Genomic DNA, 22297 nt, shown 5'->3' on the forward strand with positions numbered 1-22297 from the left:
TCGAATGCAGGAACCTCGCTCTGTCTTGAAATCTAAACGGAGGGCGTGATTGAGACTTTTTCAGTGCCATTGGACTTTAGTCCTGAGCAGATTCTGAGGACTAAAGTGTTAACTACAAACGCGCTCACGGGTATTTTACAGGACTAGATATAAAAGATAAAAGGGCGATCGCCTGAGCGATCGTCCTTTTATCTACTGCACGTATTATCAGCTTTTAAACTGGTCTGAATCCGAGACTATTTGCGGTTGTTGAGCCATTTAGCCGCAACTATTCCCAAAATACCCGCCACAACTGGATTGCCCAAAAACTTCATCAAACTCGGCTGTTCGGCCAGCACTTCTTGGAAAATATCCGGGTGATTGTGATAGGTAAACGAGGCCAGCTTGGTAACATCGTCAGCATTCATGCGGCTGGCGTGGTGGGTAGAAAGTCCTAGCTGCTTTTCCAATTGGCGATCGTCCAATCCTCTCTTCCCCAAATGCTTGAAGAATTCCCGCGCTACATCGTCGCGTTCGTTTGGCTTAATTTGGGCGATCGCCTTTTGCAATTCCGGTTCCAACTGAGCCGGCGGGAGGGAGTCGTGATTCAGGGAACGCCCGAATAATTGTTTGCGCTGAGCCGGTGAAGTTCTCTGAGCAAAATCGTCAAAATTTTCGTACTCTTCACCGGTTGTCTCCGGCATCATTTCTCGATTTCCCTGGGCCAAATCCTTCATGATTTGACTCTTGTAATTCTCGCTGCTACTCATGGTAACTCTCTTCCAATCTACACAACATTTCTGTCTTTACTTGAGATTGTTTCGCCTTCAAAAAACTGCGGAATATTAAACCGTGGCGCGGCTTTAATTTAAGCTTTCTAACCTGGTCAAGACTTGTATTCAATTTGATTTGATTGCTGGTCGTACTTAGCCGTCAAAATCAGTTTTTTGTCAGGAGCGTAAACCAAAACACTTACATCCTGATTTGGGAAATTGCGGTGAAAACCTTGTGCTAAAGATTTGGCTAAATCTTTCACTTCTGTAGGGCGGACTTGCGGGGTAATTACAACTCCCAATTTGTTATTATCGCGCACGTAAGCATCTTGAACCAGGCCCTGAGCCGTCAATGTTACCCATTTACCAAAATCTTGACCTGCGACGGTATTGCCCTGTTCTAGCTGCGCGTAATAACCCTTACTGCCACCAATTGCTACAGGTACATCAGTCGGTTTTTGGGCTGAAACGCTGGGCGCGCAGGCAGTAGTTACTGCCAGCATTAATACCAAAAGTACGCCCGCAATTATTTTGCGACTCTGCTGCAATAAACTCACCTTTTTTCCTCCGTTCAGAAAAGATTGGGAATACTTGAAAGGGTCAGGTTGCTCGACCCTCTCAATTAGTATTAGGCTTAGTCTAGTTTCTTTTTGAGCTCATCTTTTACATCTTCGATGGCGTGACCAGCTTCAGCTTTGGCCTGCTTGGCTTTGCCTTCGGCTTTATCTTTCGGGTCGCCAGTAACATTGCCTAGGGCTTCTTGAGCAGCGCCTGCGATGTTGTTGCCAGTTGCCTTTGCTCTATCTTCAGTGCTCATTGGTTTCTCCCTATCTGTGTCTCAGACATTTTCTATTTAATAAACTCATCATAGGTAACTAGGAGCGGCGTTGCACTCTACCTCTAGGAAGAAACAATGAAGAAAAAATGAAGATGGAAGATGGAAGATGGAAAAATAATTTTTTAATTTTAGACGGGCTGCCACTTTGATACTTATCGGATCGGCTTTTTTTACCGTTTCTGCTGGCTGCAATCAAGTATTTTTGTAAAAAAAAACTGCTGGAGGGTCGCCTGTGCGTCCAAGACTATTTTTTTAACCCAAAATAATTTATAAATTATAAATTTTATTTAATTCTGCCTTAAAAAGGCGGGTGTGGGCAAGACCGCATCTTACCCACACCCGAAAAAAAACTTATTAGTTTTAATCTACCTTGTGATGACACTCTTCATCTATTCTTTGCTGAAGTTCTTCTTTCAACTGTTCGACAGCGCGCATAGTTTGAGCATCTTCTTGTTTTTGCTGACCGAGGGCTTTTTCTGTTTCCTCGCCGAGCAAGATTTCCCGGGATTTTGGTAGCGTGACTTGATTTTCGCTACCAGTGTGGGTCGCGTTTTCTTCAGTATTCATTACTTTTTCCCCTATTGTTTGCAAAAATTATTTTTAACAAGGGTACTTAAAAGTTAACCTTATACTTATCATAAGGGAAATCGCGAAGATTTCCCTCTGTCTGAAGGGAGATAGGGGATGGTGAAGAGTTTTGAGTTTTATAGTTAAGATAAATTACGGAAACTTCCATTAGCCCCAAAGGAGATAGGGGAAGGGGAATAGTGCGTGAGATTGCTTGGTGAGTCGCAAGGCGCGGGCAGTGAATGAGTTGGGGAAAGAGGAGGAGGGGGGAGAATTTTTCTGCGACGCGATCGCCATAAGTACCTTTTGTCGTTTGTTTGATGAGGCTGTTTCGAGATCTGTAAAAGATGAAGAGAGAAATAGGGGACAGATTTAGTGCAGACTTAAGTCAGATGTAGAGCAGTTTGACCTTGAAAATCAACAGGGTGCCGCAATTGGCAAGTTGTGTGGCGCTCGGGTTAAATAATCGGCTAAAGAAGACTTAGCCTCAAGGCTAACTTCCTGCCGGAGCGAACTAAAATTTCTGTTATTAGTAAAAAGTATCTAAAACCCTATGGGAGCAAGGAGCAGTAACCCTCTCGAAGCAGCCGGCCCGACTCGTGAGCCGATCAAAATAGGCGTGTTGCATTCGCTGACGGGCACGATGTCCATCAGCGAAATTTCTGTTAAAGATGCGACGCTGTTGGCTGTTGAGGAAATTAATGCGGCGGGAGGGGTGCTCGGACGCCCCTTGGAAGCGGTTATAGAAGATGGAGCCAGCGATTTGCAAACTTTTGCTCAAAAAGCTAAGCAATTGCTCCTAGAAGCGCAGGTGGTGGTGGTATTTGGCTGTTGGACTTCGGCGAGCCGCAAAGCTGTACTGCCTGCTTTCGAGCAGGACCAAGGGTTGCTGTTCTATCCGGTGCAGTATGAAGGGCTAGAACAGTGTCCGAATATTTTCTACACTGGTGCTGCCCCGAACCAACAGATTGTGCCTGGGGTGAATTACTTGCTGGCACAGGGGAAGCGGAAAATTTTCCTGTTGGGTTCGGACTATCTGTTTCCCCGGATGGCAAATCGGATTGTGAAAGCTCAACTGGCGGCACAGGGGGGAGAGTTGGCGGGGGAAGTGTATCTGCCGCTGGGATCGAGAGAAGTGGGCGAGGCGATCGCACATATCTTAGCAGTGAAACCGGATGCTATTCTCAACACTCTCAACGGGGACAGCAATGTGGCTTTTTTCCTTCATCTGCAGGAAGCTGGCGTAAAACCCGAGGATTTGCCCGTGATGTCGGTCAGCGTAGCAGAAGAAGAAGTGCGGGCGATCGGGCCGTCCAATATTGCTGGACATTTGGTGGTTTGGAACTATTTTCAAACGGTGGATACACCGGAAAATCGTAAATTTGTCAAGGCTTATAAAGCCCGATACGGGGAAAATCGAGTCACCGATGACCCGATCGAAGCGGCTTATTTGGGCGTTTACCTGTGGAAGCAAGCAGTAGAAAAAGCTGGTTCGACAGATGCGGTTAAAGTCAGGGCGGCTGCTAAAAATATTGAGTTTGCAGCGCCCTCGGGCAAGGTAAAAATAGATGCCCAAACTCAGCATATCTGGAAAACAGTGAGGATTGGCAAGGTGAGGGCAGACGGTCAAATTGAGGAGATTTGGAATTCCGGCGCACCTGTGCAGCCAGATCCTTTTCTCAAGAGCTATCCTTGGGCGGCGGCACTTGCTACGAGGGGGATTTCTCTGGGAACACGGGCGTCTTTGAGCGGGCTGTTTGTCATCTTGGTACTGATAACTTGGATGGCGGTGGGAGTCGGGTGGATGGGTTCTGTGGATATGAAGAACTATTTGCTGGCAATAGAGGCTGCCTCAGATCCGGCGGCGGGGGTTTCTGAGGCAGCAAAGGCGGTGCTGGTGCAGCAAACTCTCTTTGTGGCGAGTCGAACTCAGCACTGGCTGATGGGGGCTTTGGTTTTGAGTTTGATCGCGGGGACAGTGGGTTTTGTGTCGGTGTCGGCAATTATTCGGAATCTCGGCTTGCTGCGGGAAACTGCCGAACAGATGGCGAGCGGTGATTTGACGGCTCGCTCGCCTGTTGTTTCTAATGACGCGATCGGGGTGCTATCTTCTACTCTCAATACCATGGCTCAGCAAATTAACAGTTTGCTTAACGGTTTGGAAGTGCGGCAGCGGCAGCTAGAGGAACGATCGAAGGAATTGGAAGTCGCTAAGAATGCCGCGGAAGCTGCCAACCGGGCGAAAAGCACTTTTTTGGCAAATATGACTCACGAGTTGCGGACGCCCTTGAATGCGATTATCGGCTACAGCGAGCTGCTGCAAGAAGAGGCTCTGGAACTCGGCGAAGAAGAGTTTGTGATGGATTTGGCAAGCATTAATATGGCCGGCAAGCAATTGCTCACCATTATTAGCGACATCCTGGATATTTCTAAAATTGAAGCAGGAAAGATGACTCTTTTCTTGGAGACTTTTGATGTGTTGAATTTGCTCGAGCAGGTTGTCACTACGGTTCAACCCCAGCTAGGGAAAAATGGCAATACTTTGATTGTCAATTGCGATCGCAATATTGGCACGATATACTCTGATGTGTCAAAGCTGCGGCAAGCGCTGTTGAATTTGGTGACCAATGCTGCTAAGTTTACCGATCGAGGCAAAATTACGATTAATGTTTGGAAAGAAGAAGGGGAGGTTTTGCCGATCGGCAATTCCGAAGAACTCTCGGCAGATCCTTCTCGGTGTCAACAGCCTTCCATCGTCTTTCAAGTAACCGATACCGGCATCGGCATGACTGACGATCAGGTGTCGAGGTTGTTCGGAGCTTTCACTCAAGCGGACGATTCTACTACCCGCAAATACGGCGGCACGGGTTTGGGGCTGACAATTAGCCGGAAATTTTGCCAGATGATGGGCGGAGACATTACCGTTGAGAGCGAATTTAATTGCGGTTCTAGTTTTACGATCCGGTTGCCGATTGCGATTACAAGCCCGAAAGAAGCGCAGGACGATCGAGAAATCCCAGAAATTGAGGCCGAGCCTTCCCAGGATTTAGACACGAGTGCAGAAGCGACAGAAGCGAAGCAAAAAGCAGTGCCATCGCAACCGCTGGATCTGCCGGATGCTGCTACTGTGCTGGTGATTGACGACGATCCAGACGCGCGGGATTTGATGACCCGCTGCTTGTCGAAACAGGGATTTCGGGTGCGATCGTCGGCTAGCGGTCAAGGGGGGCTTCTGTTGGCTAAGGAGTTGCTGCCGGACGCGATTATTCTGGACGTGATGATGCCAAGTATGGACGGCTGGGCGGTGCTGTCGGCGTTGAAAGCCGATCGAGATTTGGTTGATATTCCAGTGATTATGATAACTTTTTTGGACGACCAAAATCAGGGTTGGGAATTGGGAGTGGCGGAGTATGTGAGGAAGCCTGTGGATTACAAGCGCTTTGCTGCTTTATTGAGTAAATATCAGAGTTTGGGGAAGTAGTTATGAGTCATATCAATTCTGGTTGCACGAGCAAAATATTGTTGACTGTTAACTGGTGGCTGTTGACTAAAATTATGCTTTCGGAACCACTGACTGTTTAGACATTTAAACAATACCGATGCCACCGGAAACGATATCAGTAGTCATTAGCCATTGAACTCTGAAATGTGAAAGATCAACTGTTAAATGTTGTGAAATATTAACAGTTATAGCAACCCTGAAGACGCTGAGAATGTTATTAATTGTTGAAATTATTGCTGGGAGAGTTTTCTGCCGAAGGTCTTCTGCTATAACTGTTACCAGTTACCCAAAATATTTTAATATTTAATCGAGCTCCTGCCAACGGCTCAGATACTGTTGTTGTAACTAAAAAGTGAGATTTTGTGGATTGAGTAGTTCGCTTTGGCAGCTAGCTCATATTCTTTGGCTAGCCTGTGACCACATTAGGAATAGAGATTTACAGCGCTTTTTCGCTCGTGCTTTTCCTGACCCTGTTGAGCTATTTAACAATGGCGAAAGGATTGTTAGGCGTTGCGGAATCACGGTAGGAAAATAGATAACTTGGTAATTCGGAAGATGTTCTGATATCGTTTCCGGTTGCATCGGAATAATAAAATCGAGTCAACAGTTAACACTCAACCATTCAGTTTTTCGACCCGCCCGTCAACAGTCAACAGTCAACAGTCAACAATAATTCCGGTGCAACCGGAATTGATATGACAGGCTTGTTTCATTTTTGGCAGATTGAGTCGTTCATACCATAAATCAGCAACGCCACTCTGGCGTTGGTTGGGGCATTGTTCCAGTGAAGGTAGGTTACGAGGGTTGATCCCCTGCATCGGGAGCCACAGTTGCATCGGGTGCTACCGATTCTAGCTCCGGTGGCAGATGATTGGTGATGAAGGAACTCCAATGAACTATTCCACCTGAATCAAATTCCATCTGCAAAATAGACGCATTCGGTACTGGAAATCCTCGCGAAAATCCCAAAAGCCGAGTCATCGCAACGGCATCAATTACCCTTGGCTTAGCCAAAATCTGCCACAGCATTGCTTTGATAAAAAATCCATGTGAAAAGACAACTACAAAACCGGATTGTTGTTGCAACTGGTTGAGGGCAGTTCGGACTCGTTCCATCAGTTGAACCAACGATTCGGCGTTGGTTCCATCGACATATTCAGGGTCGCAGCGGTCCCAGTAAGCTTTGCTCAAAGGTTTGCGAGCCTGGGTTGTGGTTGGTTGGTCGAGCTGTAGACCCAGATAGGTAAATTCCTGAACTTGCCAAACCTCAACGGGTGTATGTGGAAATTTTTCAATCAATGGTTGAGCCGTGAGTTGTGCTCTCAGATAAGGTGAAGTCACAATCAAGTCTGGAGTTTGTTTAACGGCGGTTGGAATACATCTTGATTGTCGGTCGCCCAATTCACTTAAGGCGTTTTCAGGCGGTTCAATAGTTGCTAACCCTGCATTAGATTGACTTTCACCATGACGAATAATCCAAATAGACACGGTTTGATATTCCCTCTTATTTAGGGTAAAAATCACTTCTAGGGTGTTGATGAATCACGGGATGAAAATAGATAAGTGGGAAATTCCGAAGATGTTCTGAAGCGCGGGAGCATCTCATATTTGTAAAAACACTTCTTGTGTCTCCTTCCTTCTTCCTTCTTAGTTCTTACTCTTTCCCCCCTAGCTCCTAACTCCAATTTCTAGCTGGGCTGCTTTCCTTAAAATGCTCCCTGAAGCGCTTGTTTCATTTTTTGGAGATTGAGTCGTTCATACCACAAATCAGCAGCGCCGATTGTTAAAATTGGCTGAGTTAAATAAATCAGTGGAGACGATTCAATTGCTCGATCGCCTTCGTCAATAACTGGTCTAAAAAAGTTTAATTAGTCATTAGTTAACAGCGAAAAACTAATAACTAATGACCAATGACTAATTAATCTAAGAAGCCCATTAATGTTGAGCTATCGTCAATTTCGTTTGAGGCAATTGGCCGATTTCCTCCCATTGTCGAGTAAACTTCATCAATGTGAAGAGTGCTGATTGCTATAGGGCGGGCACCGGACATACTGAACATTTCGCTGACTTGCATGGCGCTGGAGCCGATCGGGCGATTGCCGAGTGTAGCAACCACTTCAAAGTCGCTGGATTCGACCGGGCGATTGCCTACAGTGCCGTAGGTTTCGCTGAGGTGCAGCGTGCTAATGCCGATCGGGCGGTTCCCCGATATCGAGACGGTCTCGCTGATGGTAAAATCGTCTGGACCGACGGGGCGGTTGTCATGCATGAGTTGAGGCCGATAAAGTTGAATTCCTGTTGCTTTGGTATCCGTGGGTTCTGTCGGTTGGCTTTTGGAACCTCCTTTACCGCGGCGGGCGAGTGCTTTGCCTTTGCCTGTACCTGTGCTCCTCGTATCCATAATTCTTTTCCTCGCTTATTTTTGGGTGTTGATTGCTGGGTGCGGACAACTGCTTTTCTTGGCTTTCTGCTTTCTATTTCGGCCGATGATTAAAATAATATTACAAAGTCTAACTATTTTTTTAACGAAATTGCAGAATCTCTGCATTTTTGTTAAGATTTATGGGTAATAGCTACATTTTCCTATGGTAACTGCGGCAGCATCTTTTCAATTGCAAGCGCCCTTCCAGCCCACAGGCGACCAACCGCTAGCGATCGCCCAACTCGTCAAAGGCATCGAAGCTGGGGATCGATTTCAAACCTTACTCGGTGCCACAGGTACGGGCAAAACCTTCTCCATTGCCTCGGTGATTGAAAAAGTCGGCAGGCCCACTTTAGTCCTAGCACACAACAAAACCCTGGCAGCTCAACTGTGCAACGAACTGCGAAATTTTTTCCCGAACAATGCAGTCGAATACTTTGTCAGTTATTACGACTACTACCAACCTGAAGCATACATCGCCGTCACCGATACTTTCATTGAGAAAACGGCAGCAATTAACGACGAGATAGATATGCTGCGGCACTCCGCCACGCGATCGCTCTTTGAACGCCGCGACGTGATTGTAGTTGCTTCAATTAGCTGCATCTACGGTTTGGGAATGCCCGCAGAATACCTGAAAGCTGCTATTCCTTTGCGAGTAGGAATGGAAGTCAACCAGCGGCAAGTTTTGCGAGATTTAGTCAACGTCCAATACAGCCGCAACGACATAGATTTAGGCAGAGGCAAATTTCGCGTCAAAGGCGATGTTTTGGAAATTGGCCCCGCTTACGAAGATAGAATTATTCGCGTCGAATTCTTCGGCGACGAAATCGATGCCATTCGCTACGTTGACCCCGTAACAGGTAAAATCCTGCAAAGTTCAACCGCTTTAAATATCTATCCAGCGCGCCACTTTGTCACGGCAGAAGATAAATTAGAGGCTGCTTGCCAAGGAATAGAACTCGAATTAGAAGACCGACTGGCAGAATTTGAAAAACAGGGTAAACTCTTAGAAGCTCAGCGGTTGGAACAGCGCACGCGCTACGATTTGGAAATGCTGCGCGAGGTAGGTTACTGCAACGGAGTCGAAAATTATTCGCGGCATTTAGCAGGGAGAAATGCGGGGGAACCGCCAGAATGTTTGATTGATTATTTCCCGAAAGATTGGATGTTGGTGATAGATGAATCTCACGTCACCGTGCCGCAAATTCGGGGGATGTACAACGGCGACCAAGCGCGCAAAAAAGTATTGATTGAACACGGTTTCCGCTTGCCCAGCGCGGCCGATAACCGCCCTTTAAAAGCAGAGGAATTCTGGGCAAAAGAGAATCAGTGCATATTTGTTTCTGCTACGCCTGGGGATTGGGAAATGGAGATATCTGAAGGCCGAGTTGCAGAGCAAGTAATTCGCCCTACCGGAGTCATAGATCCGACAATTTTCGTGCGCCCGACGGAAGGGCAAATTGATGATTTGTTGGGGGAAATCAAAGAGAGAGTAACTCGGGACGAGCGAGTTTTGGTGACGACTTTAACCAAGCGGATGGCGGAAGATTTAACCGAATATTTGCAGGAAAGGGGAATTAGAGTGCGGTATTTGCACTCGGAAATCCAGTCGATTCAACGCATCGAAATTATCCAAGATTTGCAGGATGGTAAGTTTGATGTATTGATTGGTGTTAACTTGCTGCGGGAAGGTTTGGATTTGCCGGAAGTTTCGCTGGTGGTAATTTTGGATGCGGATAAAGAGGGGTTTTTGCGATCGGGACGTTCGTTGATTCAAACGATTGGAAGGGCGGCGCGGCACGTTCAGGGACAGGCTATTTTGTACGCGGATAATTTGACGGATAGTATGGTTAAGGCGATCGACGAAACGGATCGACGCCGGGGGATTCAGGTAGCCTACAATAAGATGCACGGGATTACGCCGCAGCCGATCGCCAAAAAGCGATCGAGTAATGCGATTTTGGCATTTTTGGATGTGTCGCGCAAGCTGAATTCTCAGCAGTTGGAGGAGGTTTACGAACAGGTAAACGAGTTATCTTTGGATGAGATTCCTCAGTTAATCGGGCGCTTGGAAGCGCAGATGAAGGCGGCGGCTAAGAAGTTGGAGTTTGAGGAGGCGGGTAAATTGCGCGATCGGATTAAGCATTTGCGGGATAAGCTATTGGGACATTAAGGAAGAGTGGGAGGATATGATGTTCGATCGCATTACCTTCGATCCAAAAATTATGGGAGGAAGATCTTGCATTCGAGGAATGCGAATTACTGTTTCTTTGGTAGTGAGTTTAGTGGCAAATGGGATGAGTGTAAAGGAAATCTTGGCAGCTTATCCCTATTTGGAAGCAGAGGATATTAAAGCTAGTCTCCAGTATCAACTCTCAACCTCAATGCTATGAATGCACCCACTCGTTTAGAGTTTCCCATTGCTAAGGCGCAATATCTCTTCAGCAGTGCCATGGAAGCAGGAGTAGGCGGAGATAAGCAGAAATTCTGGCGGGAGGTGATGGGGTTTGAGTCACCGGAGGCGATTCGAGAGGCAATTATAGCCCAAATCTCGCTAGAATTGTTACACCCAGTCGGACAGAATGACTATGGAGAACGCTACCAAGCTATTATTTTAGTTACAGGGCGATCGGGGGTATCTTGGCAAATACGTACAGGCTGGATTGTTTTATTTGGTGAAGATATTGCTAGATTTGTTACCGCATTTCCTCAACGCTTTGGGAGACAGCAATGAGCAAATTTCAGTTATTGGATGCAGTGACTTTAACCGAAGCAGTCGCCCTCGCTGATGGCCAGATAGCACCGCCACAAACAGCCGGGACAATTGTTGAGGTTTTCAAGAAGGGTGAAGCTTATTTAGTAGAATTATTTGGGGGATGGGTGAAAGCAGAAGTTGGCGGGGATTTTGTGCCTGCAACTCAGGATGAACCAGGAGCATTTATGGAAACGATTGGTGTTGAAACAGTTTATCCGCATCAGTTGCAATTAGTAAAATCGGCCGACGCAATGATGGGGATTCGAGAGCATTTACTGTCGGTTTTAAATAATTTACCTGACGAGTTAGTGGCTGAAGTATGCGATTTTGCGGAGTTTTTGCAGGAAAAACAGCAAAAAGTGCGATCGTATTAAGCATTTAGGTGAAATGCGATCGCCTTTTACCATTTTCCTATTTTTAGGGATGAAAAGGGCGATCGGGCTTTCTATCAGATTCCTAGTCGATATGCTGCATATTGGCGATCGTCACAATCTGCATTTGATGAACCATCGTTATCCCAGTCATTTGGCTGCCAATCACGTTCGCGCCTCAAGTCATCTATTTCTTGTTGCTGTTCAAGGACTTTTTCCTCAAAGGATTGGATAGTTTTATCCTTAGCTTTGATAGTTTCATCCTTTTCTTCGTTTTCCTCAAGCAGACTGCGGTTCCACTCCGCCAAAGCGCGGTTCGACTTCGCCAAAGCGCGGTGTGACTCCGCCAAAACAGAGAGGGTTTTCTTAGTCCGCTGAAGGTTGGTGTACAACGACTCGCATTGTGGAGTATAATTATGGGACATATATTTCAAAAGTTACGTTGACTTGTGGTGGTCTGAAGTTGAGATGTCAAACCACTGTGAGTTCGCTAGCTAAAGCAAGGCCTCTGTCTGAATCGTTACTTCAGGCGGGCCTTTTCCGTATCAGATATGATTGGCTATTGCAAAAACTACAAGACATTAAAGCTTTGTCTTTCTTACACTAGGCAATGTGAGGAAGTTTTGTTTGATCTTGTATTTTAAGAATTTACCACTCGTTCGTTGAATTGTCAAGCGAGTAATAAGACCGTTTGTTTTCTTTATTACGGAGATTTAAACATCCGATTGCCCACATCCGATGCCGCTTTAATCTAATAGGCTTGAATAGTGCAGTCTACCGGGCTATGGGTAAAGTGGATGCCAACTCAACCTCAATTTGCCGACATCCGATGCCGCTTTAATCTAATAGGCTTGAATAGCGCGGTATACCGGGCTATGGGTAAAATGGATGCCACAATTAACCTAAATCTCTATTAAGAATTGAAACGTGAGTGAATTGATTGCGGGCAGATAGGGCAAGGGTTTCAGAAATATAAAAAAAAGGTCGATCGCCCAAAACACCACCAAAACCAACTACTTGCTCAATACCGCAGCATCCGTACTGCTAGCAAAAGCCGGACTAATAAACTCCTCCTTCTCTTCCAGCGTGATGTAACCCTTATCTACAGCTAGCTGCATCACTTCCTGAAGAAAACCTCTCAGCACATCTAATACGTGAGTGCGATCGAATTCAAAATGCTTTTCCCAGCAGGAAGTCCCAAACTTTCTCAAAGTACAGCTAATGCGATCGTCTGTGGGTACTAACTTGATAGTTAGCGTACAACTTTCAGCAAAATCTATTTCTATTGGCTTACCTTCTGACAGTTTCCTAATTTGTTCTGGCAGATTATCGTCCAAAATCATACAGATATCAGGATCTAAAAATACCTGTATTCTCTCATCACCTATTTCTATGGATACTTTATGATCGTACTCAAAACAAAAACGCCGGATAGCCATTTCAAAATGAGTAAGTTCTCCCAATGGATCTTCTGGAGGATCTGCGTAATTTTCTAAAAAACGTTCTCCTAACTGAAAATTAAATTTTTGACTGTTATTCATCCTCGCTCCTCCTATTTAATTATGAAAAATTTGAAGTCTTTACTACAGGATAACCGTACTTCAGTGTGCCATCAGGATTTCTTTTTATTTTCGCGTAAGTAACATTCTCAGTTATCGTTCCATCAGGATGGTAAACTCTACCGATAGCACGTTGAAAATCAATGATATATTTACCGGAATATTTGGGTATCAATTGCTCGGCATTTACCCAATTTTGAGGATTTAACCACTGTCCTTGATCCTTGTTGGAACTTGTCGCTCTTCCCATAAGTTCATGGGGTTTAAGTTGGGGACCGTGATGACGAGCAATATGGTCGTAAGCTTTCGTTGATTTAGGATTGTTCCATTGGGGTTCTGTTCCTCTACCTGTCCATTCACAACCGCTGCCAACTTCTACGCTTGAGTTTATTATATCCTGTTCTATAATTTCTGCCACTTCGGTATTTTTTTTACTGGGTACAACCTACATAATATAAAAAAGGAGTAAGTTGGGCGAAGTGAAACGTAGGGTTCGTTACCTCAACCCAACCTACTAATAAACTTACGGTGTCGGATTCGGATACTTAGCGTGCACCGCATCGATTTCCGCTATAATCTCCCGATCCAAATTCACCTCCAAACTACCAATATTTTCCTCCAACTGTTCGAGACTTGTTGCACCGATAATAGTGCTAGTTACAAACCAGCGTGATCGCACATACGCCAAAGCCATCTGCGCCGGACTTATCCCATGTTTCCCCGCAATCTCAACATAGGCTTTCACCGCATCATTCAGATTAGTTTTATCGTAACGCTGACCAAATCCCGCAAATAAAGCCAACCTAGAATTTTCGGGAATTCCATTCAAGTATTTCCCCGTTAACAGCCCAAATCCCAAAGGACTGTAAGCCATCAATCCCACATTCTGAAAACGGCAAGTTTCTGCTAAATTTAGGTGAAATGTCCGATTGCTCAAACTGAAAGCATTCTGAATCGAAACAACTTTCGGCAAACCGTGTTTTTCCGCCAACGTGCAAAACTCGCAAACTCCCCAAGGCGTCTCGTTACTCAAACCTAAATAGCTGATTTTGCCAGCTTTAATCAAGTCAGCAAATACCTCTAACTGTTCCAAAATTGGCACTGTTTCGTGTTCTTGGGCGATGTCGTAATCCGGCGCGCCAAATAGTGGCACGTAGCGGTCTGGCCAGTGGATCTGATACAGGTCAATGTAGTCAGTTTGCAAGCGCTTCAGGCTGTCATTCAGGGCTTTTTCGACATTTGGGCGATCGATCTGATTTTTCCCTTCCCGAATCCACTTTAATCGAGTGCTTCTACCCGCCACTTTAGTAGCTATAATGACTTTATCCCGCTGCTGCTTCGCCAACCACTCGCCGATATATTCCTCTGTTTTTCCCTGAGTTTCCGCCTTTCCAGGGACGGGATACATTTCGGCCGTATCAATAAAGTTGATTCCTCTATCGATCGCAAAATCAAGCTGTTGGGCCGCTTCTGCAACGGTGTTCTGCTGGCCGTAAGTCATGGTACCCAAACAGATTTCAGATACTGATAAGTCGCTGTCGCCGAGTTTTTTGTATTCCATGATTTCGCTTGCTGGGAAATTATCTGATTCTATATTACAGAAAAAGTTTCATTTAGTTACTCACTCAAAAAAAACGACGTGAAACGCAGCTCTTCTGTAAAAAAAATTCATTTTCTCTATGCTACTCTGCGCCCTCGGCGGTTAAAATATTTTAAAAACTATTTGCCCTTAAATGTTAATATAAATAATTACGTCCTGATAGTTTATGAGTAACCGCCAGCCCAAAGTTCCGTTTGTAAATCTCTCCCTGCAACACCAACCCATCCAATCCCAAATAGCAGAAGCAATTAGAAAAATCATCCAGGAAGGAGACTTTATTTTAGGCAAAGCACTCGCCGAATTTGAAACAGCATTTGCAGCAGCTTCTGGAGTAAAATACGGCGTAGGAGTGGCTTGCGGAACAGATGCGATCGCTCTGGGACTCCAAGCTTGCGGCATTAATCCGGGCGACGAAATTATCATACCCGCTAACACTTTTATCGCCACCGCGATCGCCGTCCTCCAAGCCAAAGCTATACCTATTCTTGTAGATTGTGACCCGGAAACCGCCCTGATTGACCTCACAGCAGCCGAAACAGCAGTTACCTCGAAAACTAAAGCAATTATCCCCGTACACCTCTACGGTCAAATGGTATCGCCCCGGCAGCTTTTAGATTTTGCGAAGCGCCACGATTTAATAATATTTGAAGATGCCGCCCAAGCGCACTTAGCCCACAGAGAAGGATACCGCGCGGGTTCCATTGGTAAAGCAGCAGCCTTCAGTTTTTATCCCAGCAAAAACCTCGGTTCTTTTGGCGACGGCGGGATGTTAATTACTAACGATGCACAACTCGCAGAAAAAATGCGAACTCTCCGCAATTACGGAGCACCCAGCAAATATTTGCACACAGAAATCGGTACCAACAGCCGCCTCGACAATTTGCAAGCTGCTGTGCTCAATGTTAAATTGCCTTATTTAGAAAAATGGAATCGCGATCGCACCGACGCCGCCCAACACTACGATACTCTACTAGAACCCCTGAAACACAAAGGCATTGTACCCATCGCCAACCACAGCAGCAGCGGTCACATTTATCACCTCTATGTTATCAAAATTACTGAGGAAAGCTCGATCGACCGCAACACCCTTCAGGAAAAACTCGGCCAACACGGCATTCAAACAGGCATACACTATCCCCTACCTTGCCACCTGCAACCCGCCTACCAAAACTTAGGCAATCGGGGCGACTTCCCCCGCGCAGAAACCCTGTGCCAACAAATTTTATCATTGCCAATGTATCCCGGATTGAGCAATACTCATATCGAGCAAGTTGTTCGGGCGATCGTACTATCATTGAATTGCTAATTGTTCATAAAATTTATGCGGCAGGTGTTTCAAGCAGTAAGGTGCGGTTCTCAAAGCGTTTTGGTGGGTAATTAATAAATCTTTAACTCACAGTTTAAAACCCGAAAGCGTTGCGAATCCAGCGCGGCAATCTTAAAACTTCTCAAACCATGCACATCCAGCGCAGAATTCGCATTGTTTTCAAGCGATACCTCCTGGCGGAAGGTATCACGGTGCTCCTAGTGCTGCTGTACGCCCCCCTGCTATTACACTGGTACGACGGCTGGCTCAACAAAAGCATCAGCCTCGAACACGAATATTTCAGCCACGGACTAATTGGTTTGCCCTACGCAGCTTATACTGCTTGGATGAACCGAAAGTGCTGGCGCAGCTTGCCCAACTCTCCGCATCCTTTGGGAGGCTTTTTGCTGGTACTAGCCACGCTTTTTTATCTGAGTCGCTTGAGCGATTTAGTAAATTTATCCCTGCCCGTAATGCTGGCCAGCATTTGCTTATCTTTAAAAGGAATTCCCGGCTTGAAATTGCAGGCGATGCCGCTTTTATTCGTATTTCTGACCTCGCCGAACCACATTCCTTACCTCATAGAACCCTACGCCTTGCCCTTACAGCAATTCATTGCTGAAGCATCAGGCTGGATATTAATTAAGATTGGTATCAACGTGAGAGTGGAAGAAATTTATCTGTACGTAAACGAGCGCATTGTAGAAGTTGCTCCACACTGTGCAGGCTTAAAAATGCTGTTTACCAGTCTTTACGTCAGCTTAATTCTGCTGGATTGGACGGGAGTTTGGAGCGATAGCAAAAGAAGCATTTTGTTTTTAGTTAGTACATCCATCATTAGCATCACTTCCAACATTTTCCGCAACACTTTGCTCACTTACTTTCACGGAACCGAAAGAGAGGGGCTTTTTACTTGGTTGCACGCCGGATGGGGCGGAGACTTGTATTCTGCTTGTATACTAGGCTTATTGGTACTTCTCCTCAACTGGGTGGAAAAGTATTTTCCAAGCCAGTCTAGCAATTAATGAAACAGATGATTTCAGCACGGAAATTACTGCGGCGGTATCAATTATCTAAAATTATGATACTGGTGTTTTTGCTGATACTGGTTGGGGTAGTAGCAATTCCCGGCTACGCGACAGGAAGGTGGCCTTGGACAAACCCGCCAACTGTTGCAAACCTCAAGCAATTGAAAAGTTTGCGCCAAAACGGGATGACACTTCCCGGGTGGCAGGTGATGCGGGTCCAGAATAACGTCCAAATTGGCGGTCACAGATGGTTAGCTGAAGAAATTAAAAATGATCGAACAGTTGCCATTTTATTGCTGTTGCCTCAAAATGGCCCCAAAAACCAGCCCCAGGTAGAATGGTTAGATATCGATGGATTTCACCGGTGGCAAACAGATTCTCATCGCACTTTGAGGTTTACAGTTAAATTAGCGCCCATACCCGACAAGCCGCCCTCTACCGTCGAGGCCCGGTTTTTCCGAAGCTGGAATCCCCAACAAACTTTTGCTGTCATGCAGTGGTACGCTTGGCCTAACGGTGGTTCTCCAGCAACCAGCCGTTGGTTTTGGGAAGACAGCATTGCTAGACTGTCGAACCGCCGCGCCTCTTGGGTTGCTGTCAGTATCATCCTTCCCATTCAACCGCAGGGCGACATTAAGATAGCTCAACCATTGCTGGAATCTCTTGCCGAAAGTGTTCAGGCTAAATTAATTACAGAAACTTTTCGCTTTGAGTAAGCAGGTAGGTGCAAATAAATGGCCTAGAGCGTGGGGAGGTTTTGCCAAAATCAACTGCTTCCTAGTAAATATCCGCATTCAACTCGCCCCTAAAATATCTTATTGTTTTTTCTCGTCGCTATTATATTTAGATGAAACTTACAAGTCAGGCTATTATTCACAATATTACTTTTTTAAATCCTCTCAAAATGCGGGAAAAATCTACAATTAAAAATCGCCTCGCTTTTTCCTTTGCCGGCCTGTATTCAACTGCTTGGACTCTATCTTTTGCTGCTGTATTCTGGGGTTTTAATAGCAAAAATTTTTCGGAAACGGCTTTAGCTCAATCTGTTGTTCCAAGAGACGAGCGGCTTGTGGCCCCACCGCCATTGCGGGTCCCGCCACCGCCGCCTGCCAATTTCAACCGGGATATTAACCCAGCTTTTCGGAATCGACCCTACCGCCTGGGCCCGGGAGACCAGATTTCTGTTCAAGTTCAGCGCTTCCCAGAGCTAGGTTTTACAGGTCCAATCAGCCCTGAAGGGGTAATTGTACTACCGCTAATCGGAACAGTAAATGTGCGCGGTCTTACCGTCGAAGAATCACAGCAGCGCCTCCGGGAGCGCTTTGGCCAATTTATCAAAAATCCTCAAGTCTCGGCTGCTTTGCTGGTTCAGCGCCCGGTAGTGGTGACGGTGACGGGAGAAGTGGCCAGACCCGGTTTTTATCCGCTGCAAACCCCCCAGCTTCCTGCGGCTCTGGCGGCTGCTGCTGGGACTAATCCTACGGCGGAACTGCGGGCGGTGCGGGTGCGGCGGACTCTGCCGGGAGGCGCTGTCGCGGAGCAAGTTGTTGATATTTTGACACCGTTGCAAACTGGTATTGCTCCGCCGGATTTGCGTTTGGAAGATGGAGATGCGATCGTCGTACCGTATAAACAGGTTACGCCCGATCGCAAATCCGATCAAGATTTAGCATCCAGGTACAGCCTCGCTGCTGCCGCTGTCCCCGTCCAAATCACTGTCACCGGAGAAGTCAGCAAACCGGGTTTTTACACGCTTCCGGCGGGTTCGGGTCGAATTTCGGCTGCTTTGGTGATTGCAGGGGGAGTGACGGGAAAAGCCGATTTGCGGGAGGTGCGAGTGCGGCGGACGCTGATGGACGGCTCCTCGGTGGAGGAACCAATCGACCTCTACACTCCTCTAGCAAACGCTAACGATTTGTTCGATTTTCCTTTGGCATCGGGAGATGTGATTGTCATCCCGGAATTGGACGCTAGTACCAAAAACCTAAACTACGACAAAGCTCTGGTGGCGCGGTCTACCCTGATTAAGCCGAGGATCTACGTTCGAGTTTTGAGTTACGCTAGTGGTGGTTTGACCTCGTTCTACGTAGAAAATGGCAGCAGGTTTTTGGATGCTCTCAACAACTTGCCTGTTAATCTTGCTGACTTGCGGAAAATAGCCCTGATTCGGTTCGACGAAAAGCAAGGTAGAGCAATCAACCGTTCGATAGATGCTAAAGCTGCTTTGGAGGGCAATGTTTCTCAGAACCCGATGCTCGAAGATAATGATGTGATTGTGATTGGTAGGAATTTGGTAGAGCGCATTGGTTATGTAATCAATACTTTTACTCGACCATTCCGGGATACTTTGGGATTTATTCTGTTCTTTGAACAGTTGAGAAATGGGGTAACAGATTTGTTCGGCCCGTCACGTAATGATAGGTAGTCATACCATTTTAAAATTTCAATTTTCGATTTTCGATGGGGAATGACTTATGCGATATGCGTTTAGCACTTACCTACAGTTGCAGCTTCTTGGGAAATGGGTATCATTTGTCAGCAATCATTAGTTATCCTTAACAATTAGCAATCTAAAATCTAAAATCTAAAATCTAAAATCTAACATCTAAAATCGTCATGACTTTATCAGTTGTCAAACGTTATTTAATTGCTTTCGACCAATACAAGTGGGTGGGACTGGCTACTCTCGCGGTGACTGTGGGGGTGTCGGGAGTAGTGGCCCTGCAGCCAAAGGCGGCGCCAGTTTACGTTGCTACAGGTACGCTGGCCTACCGCAGACCGAGCGTGATTTTTTCATCGACTACTACTAAAATTCAACAGGAAGGACAAGAAATAACTAAAGATATGCTGCTGGATACAACGGTGGTTGAAGCAGCCGCAAAACAACTCATCAAACCCGCAAAAAAATTAAGCCCAAAAGAAGAGCAAAAAGAATTACAAGCTTTGGCTAAAAAGCTGGTAAAAAATGTGCAAGTAAAGATGCCCACTAAGAATAATGACCCCAGCGCTTTGATTCAAGTAGAGTACAAAAATGCCGATCGCCAAAAAGCAGTAAAAATAGTAGAGAGGCTGATGCTCGAAATGGTGGCTCGCAGCGAAACTCTTAATACTTCTAGACTGCGTGAGACGATCGCCCAAATTAACAAGCGTTTGCCCAAAGTAACTCAGGAACTCAGAGAGGCGGAAGCAAAACTTGAAGCCTACGCAAAACGAGAAGGAACTTCAATTTTAGCAGCTCAGAGCGGTGCTTTGCCGCAAGCGATTACCAGCATCCAACAGCAGCAGCGGCAACTCCGCGTGCAGTTGGGAGGAATTGAAGCTCAAATTAACAGTTTGCAGGCTCGCTTGGGATTGAATGTGGAGCAAGCTTACGTCGCTCAAGCACTCTCTGCCGATCCAATTATTGCCCAACTGCGAGTGCAATTGTTTTCGATCGAATCTCAGCTCAAAATTCTCCGCAGCGACTTGCAGGAGGAACACCCGAAAATTGTAGAATTGCTCAAACAAAAACTTGCTTTTGAGCAGCAGTTGCAGCAGCGACAATCTGAGGTACTCGGCGGTAACGGGGTGGCGGCTCCGCTCAGAAGTGCCGATCGAATTCGGGTAGACTCTTCTTTAGATCCGGCCAGACAGCAGTTAGCTCAAACTTTGATTGCTTTGCAAACGCAGCGGGATACGGTGCAACAGCAACTTCAAGGAATCGAGAAAACTGAAAAAGAATTGCGTCGGGAACACGCGACAATCCCCAACAAGCAGTTAGAACAAGCGCGGTTGGCCCAACAAGTGGCGTTCAAACAAGCTCTCTACGACAAGATGCAGTCGGCTTTGGTAGATGCTGAGGCGGCGGTAGCTGAGACAACGGGGAGTTTGACAATCGCCCAATTTCCGAAAACTGATGACGTTGAGTCAAACAAGAGAGGTTTGCCCGTGATGCTGGCGGTGGGCGGATTTGTGGGACTGCTGCTGGGCGGGGGGTTGATATTTTTGTTGGGGATGCTCAACGGCAAGTTTTACAGTTGGGAAGAAGTGCGGGCGGCTTTGGTGGAAAAAGAGGTGCCGATACTGGCAGTTTTGCCTGAAGTGACGGTGTTTGATTCCTACGGCGATGAAATGCCTCTGGCCCTGGAGGCCAATTCTCCCTATTTGGAATTTTACGAGCGGTTGCGTACTAATTTGCGCCGGATCGGGAACAAACCGGTGAAGGTGGTGTTGCTGACTTCGGCGGCGCCTTTGGAGGGGAAAAGTTTTAGTGCTTACAATTTGGCAATTGCATCGGCTCGATCGGGTAAACGGACTTTGCTAATTGAAGCAGATTTGCGATCGGCTTCTAACGTTGAATCTTTGAAAATTGCTGCCGATCCTTTGGCGACGGTGGAACCTTTGCACTATTACGGCAATATTAGTGAGTGTGTCCTTTTGGTTCCCGAGGTAGAAAATCTATACGTTGTGCCGAGTCCCGGCTTTTTGCGACAGGCCTCGGCCGTACTCGAATCGAGTGAAATGCGGAGATTGTTTGAGGATGTTCGCAACCGCTTTGATTTTGTGGTTGTGGATTCTCCGGCTTTGAGCGAGTGCAACGACGCGCTGACGCTGGAACCGTACACGGACGGTATGATTTTGGTGGCGCGGCCTGGTTACACTTTGTCTAGTATGTTGTCTGAGGCTGCCGATCAGTTGCTGGAATCTGAGGAGGACGAGTCGAATAAATCCGGGCCGCGGCTGTTGGGAGCGATTATTAACGGTGCTGATATTCCGGTCAAGTTCCGCAATGATCTTGATGAATTGGAGTTGCCTTTGAGTGCGATCGGCGATCGGGCGATCGAAGTGCGATCGAGGCAATTACCGCAGCAGTCAAAGCCTAAAAACAAGGCTATTAATAGTAAATTGAGATAATTTATTTGGCTTGATTCTTGTAAAGCCATCCTCAATGAAATATGAATATATTGTAGGCGGCGACATAAGCACCTTAAGCTTAAAGCACCGTTAGCAGCCAGTCGATTTGAGATTTGAGATTTGAGATTTGAGATTTAAAAATTGACTCCACAGATGAATCTGGGAGCTGGAACTTCGGTCTAAAATTTTTCGCTTGTCAACAGTTAACAGTCAACAGTCAACAGTCATTACTTGACAATATGCGATCGCACTATTGATTGGATTCCGGGCGTTTCTGGTGTTTGCTCTGGATAAACTGTTCCAAATCGGCGATCGCATCTTCAAAATCCGACAAATTAATTTTCGCAGGTCTAGTCTTCTTCGGCAAACTCGAAGACTGACTCGAAGACTTAGCCGGAGGCGGTGGAGATTTAGGTTGTGCCGCTTGAGTGCTGTTCGATTCTATAGAATCGAACAATTCATCAAGGGACTCAAAAAATGATTGAGCCGAGGCCCGGCGTAAATCTTTCTGGTTGTCGTCATCCGTCATAAGCCACTCCATAGGGTCTAAAATTTGGCAACAAAGTCTGTCCGCCCCGGCGCGTGCAGATATTTGAGATGAAAACCGACTAAAACAAGCAGGAGGACAGAATTTAACCGGGCGATGGGAATGCCTGTGGCTGAACTTGCTGCCCCATATAAAACCTGCAGCGGGCATTGTC

General features: G+C 46.3%; 21 protein-coding genes. 10 read left to right on the forward strand and 11 right to left on the reverse strand.

All coding sequences use genetic code 11. The features are described from left to right. Positions 1-236: 236 nt before the first annotated feature. The 4 genes from QUB33_RS14980 to QUB33_RS14995 form a co-directional block, all read right to left on the reverse strand. Positions 237-749, reverse strand: coding sequence for a hypothetical protein (locus QUB33_RS14980; RefSeq protein WP_333351401.1), 513 nt, complete (start codon positions 747-749; stop codon positions 237-239). A 116-nt stretch (positions 750-865) separates the two neighbouring features. Continuing rightward, on the reverse strand, positions 866-1309 hold the full coding sequence (locus QUB33_RS14985) for a hypothetical protein (RefSeq protein WP_333351402.1): 444 nt from the start codon (positions 1307-1309) through the stop codon (positions 866-868). Positions 1310-1386: 77 nt separating this feature from the next. Continuing rightward, positions 1387-1569 (reverse strand): CsbD family protein, encoded by a 183-nt coding sequence (locus tag QUB33_RS14990; RefSeq protein ID WP_006632074.1) that lies wholly within the window; start codon positions 1567-1569, stop codon positions 1387-1389. A gap of 381 nt (positions 1570-1950) precedes the next feature. Then, the gene (locus QUB33_RS14995) at positions 1951-2157 is read right to left on the reverse strand and encodes a hypothetical protein (RefSeq protein ID WP_333351403.1); all 207 of its coding nucleotides are present in this window, start codon (positions 2155-2157) and stop codon (positions 1951-1953) included. Positions 2158-2710: 553 nt separating this feature from the next. Between QUB33_RS14995 and urtA the strand changes: the two genes are divergently transcribed. Next, positions 2711-5638: an urea ABC transporter substrate-binding protein gene (urtA, locus tag QUB33_RS15000; protein ID WP_333351404.1), complete on the forward strand. Its 2928-nt coding sequence runs from the start codon at positions 2711-2713 to the stop codon at positions 5636-5638. 816 nt (positions 5639-6454) lie between these two features. Here urtA and QUB33_RS15005 read toward each other — a convergent pair. Further along, a complete protein-coding gene (locus QUB33_RS15005) occupies positions 6455-7147 on the reverse strand; it encodes a histidine phosphatase family protein (protein ID WP_333351405.1) in 693 nt (230 codons plus the stop codon). Between the two features lie 430 nt (positions 7148-7577). Further along, on the reverse strand, positions 7578-8060 hold the full coding sequence (locus QUB33_RS15010) for a hypothetical protein (RefSeq protein ID WP_333351406.1): 483 nt from the start codon (positions 8058-8060) through the stop codon (positions 7578-7580). A 184-nt stretch (positions 8061-8244) separates the two neighbouring features. On the opposite strand from QUB33_RS15010, the gene uvrB reads away from it, so the two are divergent. Genes uvrB through QUB33_RS15030 form a run of 4 tightly spaced genes read left to right on the forward strand, consistent with a single transcriptional unit; the run spans position 8245 to position 11213 of the window. Then, on the forward strand, positions 8245-10257 hold the full coding sequence (gene uvrB / locus QUB33_RS15015) for an excinuclease ABC subunit UvrB (RefSeq protein WP_333351407.1): 2013 nt from the start codon (positions 8245-8247) through the stop codon (positions 10255-10257). 16 nt (positions 10258-10273) lie between these two features. Beyond that, a complete protein-coding gene (locus tag QUB33_RS15020; RefSeq protein WP_333351408.1) occupies positions 10274-10477 on the forward strand; it encodes a DUF433 domain-containing protein in 204 nt (67 codons plus the stop codon). After that, a complete protein-coding gene (locus tag QUB33_RS15025) occupies positions 10474-10818 on the forward strand; it encodes a DUF6883 domain-containing protein (protein WP_333351409.1) in 345 nt (114 codons plus the stop codon). The genes QUB33_RS15020 and QUB33_RS15025 overlap by 4 nt, the downstream gene beginning before the upstream one ends. After that, complete coding sequence (locus QUB33_RS15030; RefSeq protein WP_333351410.1) at positions 10815-11213, forward strand: DUF2281 domain-containing protein; 399 nt, start codon at positions 10815-10817, stop codon at positions 11211-11213. Before QUB33_RS15025 ends, QUB33_RS15030 begins: the two co-directional genes overlap by 4 nt. A 74-nt stretch (positions 11214-11287) precedes the next feature. Here QUB33_RS15030 and QUB33_RS15035 read toward each other — a convergent pair whose 3' ends face one another. The 4 genes from QUB33_RS15035 to QUB33_RS15050 form a co-directional block, all read right to left on the reverse strand. Then, positions 11288-11635: a hypothetical protein gene (locus QUB33_RS15035; RefSeq protein WP_333351411.1), complete on the reverse strand. Its 348-nt coding sequence runs from the start codon at positions 11633-11635 to the stop codon at positions 11288-11290. 588 nt (positions 11636-12223) lie between these two features. Beyond that, the gene (locus tag QUB33_RS15040; protein WP_333351412.1) at positions 12224-12751 is read right to left on the reverse strand and encodes a hypothetical protein; all 528 of its coding nucleotides are present in this window, start codon (positions 12749-12751) and stop codon (positions 12224-12226) included. A gap of 19 nt (positions 12752-12770) precedes the next feature. Next, on the reverse strand, positions 12771-13187 hold the full coding sequence (locus QUB33_RS15045) for a hypothetical protein (RefSeq protein ID WP_333351413.1): 417 nt from the start codon (positions 13185-13187) through the stop codon (positions 12771-12773). A 105-nt stretch (positions 13188-13292) separates the two neighbouring features. Then, positions 13293-14330, reverse strand: a complete 1038-nt coding sequence (locus tag QUB33_RS15050; RefSeq protein ID WP_333351414.1) for an NADP(H)-dependent aldo-keto reductase — start codon at positions 14328-14330, stop codon at positions 13293-13295. Between the two features lie 205 nt (positions 14331-14535). Between QUB33_RS15050 and QUB33_RS15055 the strand changes: the two genes are divergently transcribed. From QUB33_RS15055 to QUB33_RS15075, 5 genes are all read left to right on the forward strand, one after another. After that, positions 14536-15675, forward strand: coding sequence for a DegT/DnrJ/EryC1/StrS family aminotransferase (locus QUB33_RS15055; protein WP_333351415.1), 1140 nt, complete (start codon positions 14536-14538; stop codon positions 15673-15675). Between the two features lie 149 nt (positions 15676-15824). After that, entirely contained in the window at positions 15825-16700 is an 876-nt protein-coding gene (gene crtB / locus QUB33_RS15060) for a cyanoexosortase B (protein ID WP_333351416.1), read from the forward strand. Next, positions 16700-17419: a cyanoexosortase B system-associated protein gene (locus QUB33_RS15065; protein WP_190662734.1), complete on the forward strand. Its 720-nt coding sequence runs from the start codon at positions 16700-16702 to the stop codon at positions 17417-17419. The genes crtB and QUB33_RS15065 overlap by 1 nt, the downstream gene beginning before the upstream one ends. Before the next feature lie 131 nt (positions 17420-17550). Beyond that, positions 17551-19128: a polysaccharide biosynthesis/export family protein gene (locus tag QUB33_RS15070; protein WP_333351417.1), complete on the forward strand. Its 1578-nt coding sequence runs from the start codon at positions 17551-17553 to the stop codon at positions 19126-19128. Between the two features lie 191 nt (positions 19129-19319). Beyond that, positions 19320-21596, forward strand: coding sequence for an AAA family ATPase (locus QUB33_RS15075; RefSeq protein ID WP_333351418.1), 2277 nt, complete (start codon positions 19320-19322; stop codon positions 21594-21596). Positions 21597-21846: 250 nt separating this feature from the next. Here QUB33_RS15075 and QUB33_RS15080 read toward each other — a convergent pair whose 3' ends face one another. After that, positions 21847-22125: a hypothetical protein gene (locus QUB33_RS15080; RefSeq protein WP_333351419.1), complete on the reverse strand. Its 279-nt coding sequence runs from the start codon at positions 22123-22125 to the stop codon at positions 21847-21849. Positions 22126-22297 lie beyond the last annotated feature (172 nt).

The sequence above is a fragment of the Microcoleus sp. B3-A4 genome (genome assembly GCF_036705385.1).
Taxonomy (GTDB): Bacteria; Cyanobacteriota; Cyanobacteriia; order Cyanobacteriales; family Microcoleaceae; genus Microcoleus.